This is a genomic window from Streptomyces sp. NPDC001617, assembly GCF_053596855.1.
This window is the reverse complement of sequence record NZ_JBSFHA010000055.1, coordinates 1-13,082: the sequence shown is the minus strand read 5'-3', so window position 1 is coordinate 13,082 and position 13,082 is coordinate 1. Positions and strand designations below refer to the sequence as shown.

The 13,082-nt window shown below is 70.6% G+C and carries 11 protein-coding genes and 2 pseudogenes; 8 read left to right on the top strand and 5 right to left on the bottom strand.

Going from position 1 to position 13,082, the window contains the following annotated elements:
• Positions 1 to 37 precede the first annotated feature (37 nt).
• Positions 38 to 1,411, top strand: coding sequence for an ABC transporter substrate-binding protein (locus ACWC09_RS33545; protein WP_450854692.1), 1,374 nt, complete (start codon positions 38 to 40; stop codon positions 1,409 to 1,411).
• 78 nt (positions 1,412 to 1,489) lie between these two features.
• On the opposite strand, the pseudogene ACWC09_RS33540 reads toward ACWC09_RS33545, so the two are convergent.
• Positions 1,490 to 2,147: pseudogene (locus tag ACWC09_RS33540) on the bottom strand (TetR/AcrR family transcriptional regulator); the annotation flags it as partial.
• Positions 2,148 to 2,172: 25 nt separating this feature from the next.
• Here ACWC09_RS33540 and ACWC09_RS33535 point away from each other — a divergent pair.
• Positions 2,173 to 2,400, top strand: a complete 228-nt coding sequence (locus ACWC09_RS33535) for a hypothetical protein (RefSeq protein WP_450854691.1) — start codon at positions 2,173 to 2,175, stop codon at positions 2,398 to 2,400.
• Between the two features lie 67 nt (positions 2,401 to 2,467).
• Here ACWC09_RS33535 and ACWC09_RS33530 read toward each other — a convergent pair whose 3' ends face one another.
• The gene (locus ACWC09_RS33530; RefSeq protein WP_450854690.1) at positions 2,468 to 4,783 is read right to left on the bottom strand and encodes an FdhF/YdeP family oxidoreductase; all 2,316 of its coding nucleotides are present in this window, start codon (positions 4,781 to 4,783) and stop codon (positions 2,468 to 2,470) included.
• Positions 4,784 to 4,944: 161 nt separating this feature from the next.
• On the opposite strand from ACWC09_RS33530, the gene ACWC09_RS33525 reads away from it, so the two are divergent.
• Together ACWC09_RS33525 and ACWC09_RS33520 are read left to right on the top strand one after the other, a co-directional pair.
• The gene (locus tag ACWC09_RS33525; RefSeq protein WP_450854743.1) at positions 4,945 to 5,859 is read left to right on the top strand and encodes a LysR family transcriptional regulator; all 915 of its coding nucleotides are present in this window, start codon (positions 4,945 to 4,947) and stop codon (positions 5,857 to 5,859) included.
• Between the two features lie 99 nt (positions 5,860 to 5,958).
• Positions 5,959 to 6,744: a DUF5995 family protein gene (locus ACWC09_RS33520; RefSeq protein ID WP_450854689.1), complete on the top strand. Its 786-nt coding sequence runs from the start codon at positions 5,959 to 5,961 to the stop codon at positions 6,742 to 6,744.
• Positions 6,745 to 6,847: 103 nt separating this feature from the next.
• Here ACWC09_RS33520 and ACWC09_RS33515 read toward each other — a convergent pair whose 3' ends face one another.
• The gene (locus ACWC09_RS33515) at positions 6,848 to 7,612 is read right to left on the bottom strand and encodes an alpha/beta hydrolase (protein ID WP_450854688.1); all 765 of its coding nucleotides are present in this window, start codon (positions 7,610 to 7,612) and stop codon (positions 6,848 to 6,850) included.
• A 213-nt stretch (positions 7,613 to 7,825) separates the two neighbouring features.
• On the opposite strand from ACWC09_RS33515, the gene ACWC09_RS33510 reads away from it, so the two are divergent.
• A complete protein-coding gene (locus ACWC09_RS33510) occupies positions 7,826 to 9,109 on the top strand; it encodes an MFS transporter (RefSeq protein ID WP_450854687.1) in 1,284 nt (427 codons plus the stop codon).
• Here ACWC09_RS33510 and ACWC09_RS33505 read toward each other — a convergent pair.
• Positions 9,024 to 9,869 (bottom strand): NAD(P)H-binding protein, encoded by an 846-nt coding sequence (locus ACWC09_RS33505; protein WP_450854686.1) that lies wholly within the window; start codon positions 9,867 to 9,869, stop codon positions 9,024 to 9,026. The genes ACWC09_RS33510 and ACWC09_RS33505 overlap by 86 nt on opposite strands.
• 78 nt (positions 9,870 to 9,947) lie before the next feature.
• Between ACWC09_RS33505 and ACWC09_RS33500 the strand changes: the two genes are divergently transcribed.
• Positions 9,948 to 10,568 carry a TetR/AcrR family transcriptional regulator gene (locus ACWC09_RS33500; protein WP_450854685.1) on the top strand — a complete coding sequence of 207 codons (621 nt, stop codon included), beginning with the start codon at positions 9,948 to 9,950 and terminating at the stop codon, positions 10,566 to 10,568.
• A 25-nt stretch (positions 10,569 to 10,593) separates the two neighbouring features.
• On the opposite strand, the pseudogene ACWC09_RS33495 reads toward ACWC09_RS33500, so the two are convergent.
• A pseudogene (locus tag ACWC09_RS33495) lies at positions 10,594 to 10,785 on the bottom strand (nucleoside deaminase); the annotation flags it as partial.
• 480 nt (positions 10,786 to 11,265) lie between these two features.
• Here ACWC09_RS33495 and ACWC09_RS33490 point away from each other — a divergent pair.
• Both ACWC09_RS33490 and ACWC09_RS33485 read left to right on the top strand, forming a co-directional pair.
• Positions 11,266 to 12,351, top strand: coding sequence for an S-(hydroxymethyl)mycothiol dehydrogenase (locus ACWC09_RS33490; protein WP_450854684.1), 1,086 nt, complete (start codon positions 11,266 to 11,268; stop codon positions 12,349 to 12,351).
• Positions 12,351 to 12,980, top strand: coding sequence for an MBL fold metallo-hydrolase (locus ACWC09_RS33485; protein ID WP_450854683.1), 630 nt, complete (start codon positions 12,351 to 12,353; stop codon positions 12,978 to 12,980). Before ACWC09_RS33490 ends, ACWC09_RS33485 begins: the two co-directional genes overlap by 1 nt.
• The last annotated feature ends 102 nt before the right edge of the window (positions 12,981 to 13,082 follow it).

Sequence of the window (13,082 nt, the reverse complement as noted above, 5' to 3'; positions counted from 1 at the left end):
CTCGGACTGCGGTGTCCGAGTTTCCCGAGGAGGCATCTTGCGCAGGTTGCTCATCGGCACGGTCAGCGCGGTCGCGGTGTTGCTGGCCGGCTGTTCCTCGCACTCCGACGCCACCGGCGAGGAGACGAGCGGTACCCCGGCCGCGGGCGCCTCCGCCAAGGCCTCGTCCGACTTCGGCACGCTGAAGAACGTGTGCGGTCCCGGCACCGCCAAGTCCTCCGCCGTCCAGGGCGTCACGGCCGCCTCGATCCAGGTCGGGGTCCTGACCGACCTCGGCTTCACCAAGAACTCCGAATTCCCGGACGCCGCCAAGGTGTTCACCTCCTGGTGCAACGCCGCGGGAGGCATCAACGGCCGCAAGCTCGTCCCGGTCACCCGCGACACCAAGCTCATGCAGGTCCGCGAAGAGGTCCTGGCCGCCTGCAAGGCGGACTTCGCCCTGGTCGGCGGCGGCGCCGCGCTGGACGGCCTGGGGGTGACCGACCGGCTCACTTGCCTGCTGCCCGACTTCCCGGCCCAGTCCACCCAGGCCGTCGGCTCCGACCTGCAGGTGCCAGCCACCGGCGCCGGGGTCGGTTACTTCCCCTACGCCGGCTACTACGCCTGGCTGCTCAAGGACAAGTACCCCGACTCGGCCCGGAAGGTCGGCATCATCGCCGGCGACAGCCCGGTCAGCAAGACCTTCGCCGCCCAGTACACCGAGGGCATCGCCGGCCTAGGCGGCAAGGTCACCTACAACGACCTCTATCCCGCGGCCGGTGTCTCCGACTGGACGCCGTACGCCCAGAAGATCAAGAGCAAGGGCGTCAAGGGCCTCACCTTCCTCGGTGACTTCGCCAGCCTCGCCAAACTGGAACAGGCCCTGACCGCCATCGGCTACGCCCCCGACTGGATCGACGCCAACAGCAACGCCTACGGCCCCGCCTTCCCGCAACTCGCGGGCACCGCCCTGGCCAAGCAGCACAACTACGCCGAACTCTCCGCGACCGCACCGCTGGAGAGCGCCGCCGCCACCCCGGCGACCCAGCAGGTCATCGACCTGTTCAAGAAGTACGCCCCCGGCAAGCAGGTCACCTACCCGGTGCTGCGCGCCTTCTCCGCCTGGCTGCTGTTCGCCACGTCCGCCCGCGACTGCGCCACTGTGACCCGTAAGTGCGTCTACGAGAACGCGATCAAACAGACCGCCTGGACGGGCGGCGGGCTCCAGGCCCCGGCCGACCTGAGCCGGAACAACATCCCGCCCAAGTGCTACTCCATCGTCGAGACCACGACGAAGGGCTGGCAGCCGGCCGACTTCAAGCCCGACACCGGCCCCTACCGCTGCGACGCCCCCGCCTACAAGTACAAGGGCGACTACGGCAAACCCGCCACCCTCGCCTCCGTCGGCAAGTCCCTCTCCGACCTCACCTGAACGACGTACAAGGGGAAGTCCTCGACCGCGATCGCCTGCACCGCGTCGCCCACCGCCGTTCGGGAAACCCGGCCACCGGCGCGCGGTGATTCCGGTGAGGATGAGGTCGATCCCGGCGAGGAACTCCGCTCGGTCGTCGTGCTCCCGCATCTGGCGGGCGATGGTGCGGGTGAACGGGTACTCGGCGGCGTCGAGTTCGGCCCATGCGGTGGCCACGGCGCCCAGGAACTCGGCCCGGTCCGTGTCCGGCTGGAGCGTCTCGCCGACGATGGCGTTCTGACCCGCCACTCCGAGGATGTAGTTCACCTCGTGGACGCCACGGTGAACTGGGCCGCGTCAGGCACGCGCAGCGCCTGGACCTGGCGCCCGACGCGTTCGAAGACCCCCAGCATCGGCGGCTGCCACGATGCGCGGGCGAGCTGTGCGCCGACCCAGGGGTGGGCGTCGATCGCGTCGAACACGCCGAGTGCGAGGGCGCGGACAGCCTCCTGCGGCGTCGCGTCGGCGTTGTCGGCGGGGACGGTGGTGGCCATGACCGCGTCGGTGGCGGCGGCAAGGAGCTCGGCCCTACCGGTGACATGCCAGTAGATCGCCCCGGGCCCGGTGCGAGCCGCTCGGCCGGCGCGCGGAACGTCAGACCACCCTCGCCCACCGTGTCGAGTAGCTCGATGGCGGCGTCGACGATGCGCTCCCGGGAGAGCGGTTCCTGACGCCGTTCCGAACGACGTGTCCTGATTGCCGTGCCGCCACCCTAGAGCGCCTTGGAACGGCGTTCCAGCTTGACAGTTGCTGGAACGCCGTTCCAATCTGGATGCACTGGAACGCCGTTCCAGTCATCGTCCGCCGCGTGTCCGCCCAGCGGTCAGGCCCTGTTCCCCCGCAGCATCGCCGCCGCCGTCGAAGGCGACCAACTCAACGAGTCCATGTTCGGCGACGACACACCCCATGGCCTGATCAACATGTTCAACGACCATGAACAGACCCGGTGAACGGGCCGATCCCTCACCCGGCGTCGATGACCACCGCCTTCACCCGCGGCCCGGCGGTGCGCCCGCGTCACGCCGGTGCCGGGGTCCGCTCGGCGGCCCGCTCCAGCCGTACGATCACGCTCTTCGACGTCGGTGTGTTGCTGATGTCGGCCACGCTGTCGAGCGGTACCAGGACGTTGGTCTCCGGGTAGTAGGCGGCGGCCGAACCCGGGGGAGTGGGGTAGGAGACCACGCGGAAGGCGTCGGCGCGGCGCTCCGAGCCGTCGGACCAGACGCTGATCAGGTCGACGAGGGCGCCGTCCTCAAGGCCGAGGTCGGCGAGGTCCGCCGAGTTGACCAGGACGACGCGCCGGCCGCCCTTGATGCCCCGGTAGCGGTCGTCCATCGCGTACGGGATGGTGTTCCACTGGTCGTGTGAGCGCAGCGTCTGCAGGACCAGGTGGCCCTCGGGCGCCTGGAGCATCGTGAAGTCGTTGACGCTGAAGACGGCCTTGCCGCTGGGCGTGCGGAAGGTGAGGGAGTTGACCGGGTTGGGCAGACGGAAGCCGCCGGGCTGTCGTACGCGCTCGTTGAAGTCCTGGAATCCGTCGACGACCTGGGCGATGCGGTCGCGGACGCGGTCGTAGTCCGCCTCGAAGTCCGCCCAGGGGATGGCCGGTTCGGACCCCAGGACCTTGCGGGCGAGGCGGGTGATGATCGAGACCTCGCTCAACAGGTGCGGCGACGCCGGGGCGAGACGGCCGCGGGTGGCGTGGACCTCGCTCATGGAGTCCTCGACCGTCATGAACTGCTCCCCGCCCGCCTGGACGTCACGGTCGCTGCGGCCGAGCGTCGGCAGGATCAGCGCCGTGCGTCCGCACACCGCGTGGGACCGGTTCAGCTTGGTCGAAATGTGCGCCGTCAGACGGCAGTTGCGCAGGGCGCGCTCGGTGACGTCGCTGTCGGGGGTCGCGCGGACGAAGTTGCCCGCGACGCCGACGAACACCTTGGCGCGTCCGTCGCGCATGGCCCGGATGGAGTCGACGGAGTCCAGGCCGTGCTCGGCCGGCGGGGTGAACGCGAACTCCCGTCCCAGCCGGTCCATGAAGGGCTGCGGCATCCGCTCCCAGATGCCCATCGTGCGGTCGCCCTGCACATTGCTGTGTCCGCGCACCGGGCACACGCCCGCTCCCGGGCGGCCGATGTTGCCGCGCAGAAGAAGGAAGTTGACGACCTCCCGGATCGTGGGCACACCGTGCTTGTGCTGTGTCAGACCCATCGCCCAGCAGACGATGACACTACGGCTGGCCAGGACCCGCTCATGCACCTGCTCGATCTCGTCCCGGGTCAGCCCGGTCGCCTCCAGGACGGCATCCCACGAGGTCTCCCGGATGTTCGCCACGAAGGCGTCGTAGCCCGTGGTGTGCGCCTCGATGAACTCCCGGTCCAGGACGGTGCCCGGCTCCTTGTCCTCCGCCTCCAGCAACAGCAGGTTCAGCGCCTGGAACAGGGCGAGGTCGCCGCCGGGCCGTATCTGCAGGAACTGGTCGGCGATCTGTGTACCGCGCCCGATGACGCCACGCGCCTTCTGCGGGTGCTTGAAGCGCAGAAGTCCCGCTTCCGGCAAGGGATTCACGGCGACGACACGGCCACCACGGCGCTTGGTCTCCTCCAGCGCGGACAGCATGCGCGGGTGGTTGGTGCCGGGGTTCTGCCCCACGACGAAGACGAGATCGGAGTCGTAGAGGTCGTCCAGGCTGACGCTGCCCTTGCCGATGCCGAGGGTCTCGCCCAGGGCCGAACCGCTGGACTCGTGGCACATGTTGGAGCAGTCCGGCAGGTTGTTGGTGCCGAAGGCGCGCGCGAACAGCTGGAGCAGGAAGGCCGGTTCGTTGGCGAGGCGGCCCGATGTGTAGAAGAGCGCCTCGTCCGGGTGGTCCAGGGCACGCAGCTCGCCGGCGAGCAGGTCGAGGGCCTCGTCCCAGCCGATCGGTTCGTAGTGCGTGGCACCCTCGCGCAGCACCATGGGCTCGGTCAGCCGGCCCTGCTGGTTGAGCCAGTAGTCGGACCTGCGGCTCAGCTCGTCGACCGAGTGCTGCCGGAAGAAGTCCGCGGTCACCCGACGCGAGGTGGCCTCGTCGCCGATGTGCTTGGCGCCGTTCTCGCAGTACTCGTTGCGATGCCGGTGTCCCGGCGCGGGCTCGGGCCAGGCACAGCCCGGGCAGTCGAAGCCCTTCGCCTGGTTGATGCCGAGCAGGGTCAGTGCGGTGCGCTTGGGCGAGGTCTGGCCCAGGGCGTACTTCAGGGCGTGGACGACGGCGGGCGCGCCGGTGGCCCAGGTCTTGGGAGCCGTGACGGACAGCTCCGCCTCGTCCGGATCATACGGCTCGTCGAAGTCCCGCATCGAGCGTCACGCCCTCTCTGCTCATGTGACCCCTCACTGTTCGTCGGTGTGTCGGGCCAGGTCAAAGCGGTAGTTCCTATCGCTTGAGAGGCCGCACCGATCACCGCTGCGTGATCGACGCCTCCGGCGCGGGAATCCCGTGCACGGTGGATCATTGGAGAGTGCTGCTGCGCCAACTCGAGTACCTCGTCGCCCTCGCCCGCGCCCGCCACTTCGCGAAGGCGGCACAGGCCTGCTACGTCTCCCAGCCGACCCTCTCCGAGGGCATCCGCAAGCTGGAGGACGAGCTGGGCATCCCCCTGGTCCGGCGCGGTCGCAGGTTCGACGGCTTCACTCCGGAGGGCGAGCGGGTCGTCGTATGGGCGCGGCGCATCCTTGCCGACCGGGACGCGATGCAGGGCGAGATCCAGGCCCTGCGGGCGGGGCTGACCGGCCGGCTGCGCATCGGCACCGTCCCCACCGCGTCCACCGCGGTCGCCCTGCTGACCCAGCCGTTCTGCGCCGCGAACCCCCTCGCCACCGTCCAGGTCTTCGCCGACCTGCAGGCCGTCGACATCGTCAACAGACTCCGTACGTACGAGCTCGACGCCGCCGTGACCTACCACAGCTCGGTCGTCGGACAGGACTTCAAGTTCGTCCCGCTCTACCAGGAGCGCTACGTCCTGCTGACCCGGCTCTCGGCCCCGGATCCCGGCCCGGTCGAGGTCTCGTGGGAGGAAGCGGCCCAGTACCCCCTGTGCCTGCTGCACCCGATGATGCAGGGGCGCCAGGTCCTGGACGCGGTGTTCGAGACGGTGGGGGTCCCGGTGACGCCGAGGGTCGAGACCGACTCGATCGCGGCCCTGTTCGCCCAGGTCAGAGCCGGTCACTGGGCGAGCGTCGTACCGCACACCTGGCTGCATGTCTTCGGCGTCCCCGCGGGCATGCGCGCCGTCCCCCTGGTCCGCCCGGTCCGCACGGAACGCATCGGCCTAGTGCTCCCGGCCCGCGAACCCGTCTCGGTGATCGGCCAGGCCCTGATCGACGTCGCCGGCCGGGCGGGCATCGCCGCCGCACTGGAACAGCTGCCCGACTAGGGCCGCACGGGGATGCCGTTCCGCCACCGCCCTGCAGGAACCGGGACGGGAGCCCACTCGTCTCCTCGTCAAGTGGGGTTTGTGAGAGGGGAGTTGGGCATGGCGGCAGAGAACATCGACGGTGTCGTGGACGGGCTTGCCGGGATTGTGCGGGAGGCCGAACGCGACGGCGACCGGGTCGGGTACTTCGCGGCGCTGTACCGACAGGTGACCGTCGAGATCCGCTCGGCCATTCACGGTGGCCTGTTCGAGGACGGCGCCCGAATGGACCGTTTCGACACGCTCTTCGGCAACCGCTACTTCGACGCGCACGACGCATGGCGTCGCGACCGGAGCGGGCCGCGGTGCTGGCGCGAGACGTTCGGGCTGCTCGACGACACCGACACCATCATCGTCCAGCACCTGATCCTCGGCGTGAACGCGCACATCAACCTCGACCTGGCCGTCGCCGCCGCGGGGACCAGCCCCGGCGAGGACATCCAGGCGTTGCGGCACGACTTTCTGCTGATCAACGACATCCTCGCCCGGGTGGTGCTGGCGGTACAGGACTCGGTCGACGCCCTGTCGCCGTTCATGTCGCTGCTGGACAGGGTCGGAGGCCGCACCGACGAGCGCATCCTCGACTTCAGCATCGTCCAGTCCCGCGAGGAGGCGTGGTACAACGCCGTCCTGCTGGCCGGCCAGAACGAGGCGGAGCGCGCGGCCACCATCGAGCGACTCGACATCCGGGCCGCCGTGCTCGCACGGTTGATAGCCCGACCGGCCGGTCTCGTCCGCCCGGCCCTGGAGCTGATCCGACGCACCGAGAGCGGCGATGTCCCGGCCGTCATCACTCACCTGGACAGCGCCATGGAGCGAGCCTCCACCCGGCAGGTGACGGGGTGAGGCCCGGCCGGTCGGCCTCCGGCATCCCGCCGCTGAAGTCGGCGCCGGCCGACTGATCGTGGGGTGGCACCCGACCGGTGGCCGGGCGCCGACCCACCTCGGATCAGGCCGGTGTCATGACGGTCCGGCCGAGATGCCGGGCGAAGAAGCGGACCGCGCTGTCGGCCTCGAACCTGGGCAGCTCCTTGTGCCGGCCCGCATTGGCGTGCAGCGTCTTCTCCTTCGAGGCGAAGGCGTCGAACAGCGCCAGACCGGACTCGCGCGGGATGTGCTCGTCGTCCCACTGGAGCGTGAACTCGACCGGGACGGTGATCCGCTTCGCCGTCTCGGCCAGGGCATCGGGCCAGTGGTGACCGAAGACCGCGGCGGTGATCCTGGGATCGGCCGCCACGAACGGCACACCGATCGCCGTACCCATGTTGAGTCCGTAATAGCCGACCGGCCCGTCGGCGCCGATCTCCGGGAGCTCCTGGAGGGCGTCCAGGGTCGCCCGCCACTCCGGTACGGCGCGCTCCGCGAGGTGCGCGTTGTAGCGGACGACGATCGGGCCGACGGGCTCGCCGGCCGCCATCGCCCGCTGCATCACGGCGATCTCCTGCTCGTCGTGCGCGGTGCGCGGCCGGTCGCCGTGCCCGGGCGCGTCGACGCAGGCGACATGGAAACCGGCGCCGGCCACGAGGAGGTGCGCCCGGCCGGTCATGGCCGGCCACTTCTTGTGGGTGCCGCCGCCGTGCCCCATCAGTACGAGGGGTGCGCGGTCGGAGGCGGACGCGGGTGACCAGAGCACGCCGGGGATCTCGCCGAGGGTGAAGTCGCGTTCCACGACGCCGTTCGACGACGTCTCAGTGGTGAAGCGCAGAGAATGCATGGCTGTTGCCTTTCGGGAGTGCCTTGTTGTCGAGGCGCTCCCGGCGGCAAGACCTATGTCGGTCGCCCGGCCGTGACGGAGAGAGGGAGCACCCACTCGGATACAGCGTTCATGGGTCTCACCTCCTCGCGTGACGTTCACGGCGTGCCGCACGTTACCGACCGAAGGCCGTCCCGCCCAACTCATTTTTCCGATCAGATGGAGGTCCGCACCGTGACAGCCGTCGTCCGCCGTCGCGCTCGGGCGTCGGTCTCGGCGATCTTCTTCGTGCACGGTGGGGTGTTCGCCTCCTGGGCGGCGCGTATTCCCGCGGTGGAGGGTGGACTACGGCTGCCCCCAGGGCTGTTGGGCTTGGTACTGGCCGGCCCTGGCCTGGGCGCGTTGGCCGGCAGTCGGCTTGGCGGTCTGCTGGTACGGCGCCTGGGCAGCCGCGCGGTCAGTGGCCTGGCACCCGTATGGCTGAGCGTGCCGCTGGGACTCGTCCCGACGGCGCACACGGCGGCGCCACTGGCGGGCCTGCTGGTGCTGCTCGGCGCCGCCGACGGATGCACGTCGGTGGCGATGAACGCCCAAGCCGTGGTGGTGCAGCGGCACTACGGACGGGCGGTGCTCAACTCGATGCACGCCATCCGCAGCATCGGCGCCGTGACCGGGGGCCTGGCCGCCGTGGCCATGACGGCCCTCGGCCTGTCCTCCACACCCCAGTCCGTGTCGGTCGCGGCTGTCCTCGCCGCGATATCGGCGGGTGCGGCCTGCGGGCTCGAACCGGACGAGCCCCCGCCCGCCGAGCACGGAAACGACGCGCACGAGCCCCCGCCCGCCGAGCGCGTCGAGGACGTGGACGAGCCTTCGCCCGTCAAGCACGGAGAGGACGGTGTGCCGCGCACGGATGCCCACCGCGCCACCGTCCTCACCCTCATGCTGATGACCTTCCTCGCCGCCCTGGTGGAGGACGCGCCCGCCTCGTGGAGCGGCGTCTATCTGCGCCACATGGGCGCCGACTCCGCGACCGCCGCCGCCGGATACGCGGCCTTCTCGGCCGGCTCGGTCGCGAGCCGCCTCGTCAACGACCGCCTGGTCGACCGCATCGGCTGGACCCGCCTGATCCGGGCAGGCACGCTGGCCTGCGCCGCCGCACTCGGCGTGGCGCTGCTCCTCGGGCGACCCGTGATCACCCTTGCCGCGCTGGTCGTCGCAGGGGCGGGGATCAGCGCCGTGTTCCCGGGCGCCTTCACGGCCGCGGGCACGCTGCCGGGCTCGGCACTGGTCATGGGCCAGGTCGGCTTCGCCGGGAACCTCGGCTGGCTGCTGGTCTCCCCGATCATCGGTGGCGTGGCCGCACTCGTAGGACTGCCGACCGCGCTGGGCCTGCTGGTCGGCGCGGCCGTGTCGATCGCCGCTCTCGCGCCGGTCACCGGAAGGCCGTCAGATTGCGCGCGACCCACTCACCGAAGGGCCGGGCCGGACGGCCGAGCACGGCCTCCACGTCGGGGCTGACCAACTGCTCGGCCGGCAGCGGGAGTCCGAGGATGTCCAAGGTGCCATCGATGACCTCCTCCGGCATGAACTGTGCGAGATGGGCATGGGCCTCGTCGCGGGAGAGCTCGACGAAGGTCACCTCCTCTCCCAGCGACTCGGAGATCACCGCGGTCTGTTGCCGCGGGCTGATCGCCTCGGGGCCGGTCAGTTCGTAAGTCCGTCCCGCGTGACCGTCCTCGCGCAGTGCGGCCGCCGCGACCTCCGCGATGTCGGCCGGGTCGACGACGGGCAGCGCCACGGTTCCGAACGGGGCGAAGACCGAGCGCTCGGCACGCACCGACTCGGCCCAGGCGAAGGCGTTGGAGGCGAAACCGCCCGGCCGCAGGATGGTGACGTCCGTTCCGGACGCGCGCACGGCGTCCTCGAAGGCGCGCAGGCGGGTGTGCGAAGGCGCTCCGGGGCGAGTGGAGTTGATCTGGGAGGACAGCAGGACGATCCGTCCCACCCCCGCCGCCTCGACCGCGTCCAACAGGGCTTTCGGGCTCTCACCGTGAGCGTTGAGCTCACCGCCCAGCAGGATGAACAACGCGTCGGCGCCCCGCAGAACGGGCCGCATGCTCGCAGCGTCCCCTGGATCGGCCCGGGCCTGACGGACCCCGGTCGGCAGCCCGGCGGGCCGCGGCTGTCGCGACACGGCCACGACCTCCTCGTCCGCCTCGGTCAACAGCGGCACCAGCGTCCGCCCGATGTTGCCGGTCGCACCCGTCACCACGATCATCGGAACCCCTAAGTTAGTTAGCTAACTGACTAAGAACGACCGTAGCACGGCCCCTTGCCCCTGCCTATAGTTGGTTGGGTGACTGACTCAGTGGCACCCAGGGTGGCGCGAGCGGCCGGCAAGCGCCGTCGCCTCACGGCCGCGGCGGCCCAGGTCCTGCACGAGCAGGGTGTCGAACGGACCACCCTCGCCGACATCGCGCGCGTGGCCGACGTCCCGGTCGGAAACGTCTACTACTACTTCAAGACCAAGGACGAACTGGTCCGGGCCGCCCTGTCTGAGCACCGTTCACACCTGGACGAACTCACCGGCCGGCTGGACGAGTTGCCCGATCCCCTCGACCGCCTCAAGGGTCTGATCGGGGCCTGGGTCGGCCTGCGTGACACCGCCGCCCGCCACGGCTGCCCCACCGGCACTCTCGCCGCCGAACTCGACAAACGTGCCGACGGGATCCTCGACGTGGAGGCAGGCGCCGTCATCCGGCGCCTGCTCGACTGGGCCGCACAGCAGTTCCGCGCCCTTGGCGTGCCCGACCCGGACGACCACGCCGTCACCCTCGTCTCCGCCTACCAGGGCATGTCGCTCCTGGCCAACGCCCTGCGCGACCCGGACATCATGACCCGCGAGGGTGCCCGACTCCTGCGCTGGCTGGACTCCTTGACCGACCTCCCCGCGAAGTCCCGCGCCCAGGACCGGTAGGAGGCCTCGGCCGCGTCGTCCACCACGGCCGGCAGCTGGTGTACAGGGTGGTCCGCGCGGCCGTCGGCGCGTCGAGCTCGCGGGCGGCCCAGCGGGTGAGCTTCAGTTCCGGGTGGGCCCTGATGTCGTTGTCGCGCCGCACCGTGTTGCGGGCCTCGGCGAGCATCGCGCCGTCCGGCCCCACCAGCAGCGAACCGTACGGTGCGTCGCCCAGTTCCCGTGGGTGGCGACGGCGGTGAGCGCCCGCCGGGCCGCCCGGGCCTGCGGGTCTCCTCCGGGGTGCCGTGGTAGGGGTCCAGCAGCACGGTCCCGGCGCCGAGCCGGAGCGGCCGGTCGAGGTCGTCGACAATCCGGTCGAGGGAGCCGACACCGGTAGGCCGCTTGGGGTCCTCGACCGGGGAGAGCGACCTTCGGCGGATGCCGGCCGGTTGCGGGACCACGACACCCCCGGCGCGCCGGAAACCTTCGGACCACGCCCCTTCGGCGACCTCGGGACGACCGACCGGGCCTCGCCCTCACCGTGCCGCCCCACTCGTTCGTGACGGTGCGGGTGAAGCTGAGCTGATCTCCCGCCCTTCCCTTGCCTCCTCATCCTTGACCCCCGCCCGGCGCTCCATGATGCTGTGTTGCGACACGTGAGATGCGTGCCGTAATGAGCAACATCAGCTTCAGGTCTCGTATCAGCCGAGGAGTGGCCATGACTCACCAGGTCCGTGCTGTCGTCGCGCGGGGGAAGGGCGCCCCCGTCAGCCTGGAAACGATCATCGTGCCCGATCCCGGACCGGGCGAGGCTCTGGTCAAGATCCAGGCCTGCGGGGTCTGTCACACCGACCTGCACTATCGCGAGGGCGGGATCAACGACGACTTCCCCTTCCTCCTCGGCCATGAGGCGGCCGGCGTCGTGGAGTCGGTGGGGGAGGGTGTCACGGACGTGGCGCCCGGCGACTTCGTGATCCTCAACTGGCGTGCCGTGTGCGGGAACTGCCGGGCCTGTCTGCGCGGACGGCCCCAGTACTGCTTCAACACCCACAACGCCAAGCAGAGGATGACCTTGCTGGACGGCACCGAGCTGTCCCCGGCCCTGGGTATCGGCGCCTTCGCGGAGAAGACGCTCGTCGCCGCCGGACAGTGCACCAAGGTCGACCCCGCCGCCTCGCCGGCCGCCGCCGGTCTGCTCGGCTGCGGTGTGATGGCCGGTATCGGTGCCGCCATCAACACCGGCAACGTCGGCCGTGGTGACACCGTCGCCGTCATCGGCTGCGGTGGCGTCGGCGACGCGGCGATCGCCGGCGCGCGCCTGGCCGGCGCGGCGAAGATCATCGCCGTGGACCTCGACGACCGCAAGCTCGCCACCGCCAAGAAGCTCGGCGCCACCCACACCGTCAACTCCAAGGAGAACGACGCGGTCGAGGCGATCCGAGAGCTGACCGGCGGGTTCGGGGCCGACGTCGTGATCGAGGCCGTCGGCCGTCCGGAGACGTACAACCAGGCCTTCTACGGCCGCGACCTCGCCGGGACCGTCGTCCTGGTCGGGGTGCCCACCCCGGAGATGAAGCTGGAGCTGCCGCTCCTCGACGTGTTCGGGCGCGGCGGCTCGCTGAAGTCCTCCTGGTACGGCGACTGCCTGCCCTCGCGCGACTTCCCGATGCTGATCGACCTCTATCTCCAGGGCCGCCTCGACCTGGACGCCTTCGTCACGGAGACCATCGCCCTCGACGAGGTCGAGAAGGCCTTCGAGCGGATGCACGGCGGCGATGTGCTGCGCTCGGTGGTGGTGCTCTGATGGCCGCCCGCATCGAACGGCTCGTGACCTCGGGGACCTTCTCGCTGGACGGCGGTACCTGGGACGTCGACAACAACGTGTGGATCATCGGGGACGATCACGAGGCGATCGTCGTCGACGCCGCTCATGACGCCGATGCCATCGCGGAGGCGGTGGGCGACCGGCGGCTGACGGCCATCGTGTCCACCCACGCCCACAACGACCACATCGACGCCGCGCCCGAACTCGCCGCGCGCACCGGCGCCCCGGTCCTCCTCCATCCGGACGACCTGCCGCTGTGGAAGCAGACCCACCCGGACCGGGCGCCCGACGCCGAGCTGGCCGACGGGCAGACGCTGGCCGTGGCCGGCATCGAGCTGACCGTGCTGCACACCCCGGGGCACGCGCCGGGAGCGGTCTGCCTGTACGCGCCGGCCCTGGCAGCGCTGTTCAGCGGGGACACGCTGTTCGCGGGCGGACCGGGGGCGACGGGGCGGTCGTACAGCCACTTCCCCACCATCGTCGAGTCGATCCGGGAGAGGCTGCTGACGCTGCCCGGCGACACCGTCGTACACACCGGTCACGGTGACACGACCACCGTCGGGGCCGAGGCCCCGCACCTCCAGGAGTGGATCGACCGCGGTTTCTGACCGCTCTCGTCACCCTCCGCTCGCATGCGCCCGTCGGTGGCTTCTGGCCGCGCCGCAGGGAAACCAGGGGGGCGCCGGTGTATGGCGCTGGGTCTTGGTGAA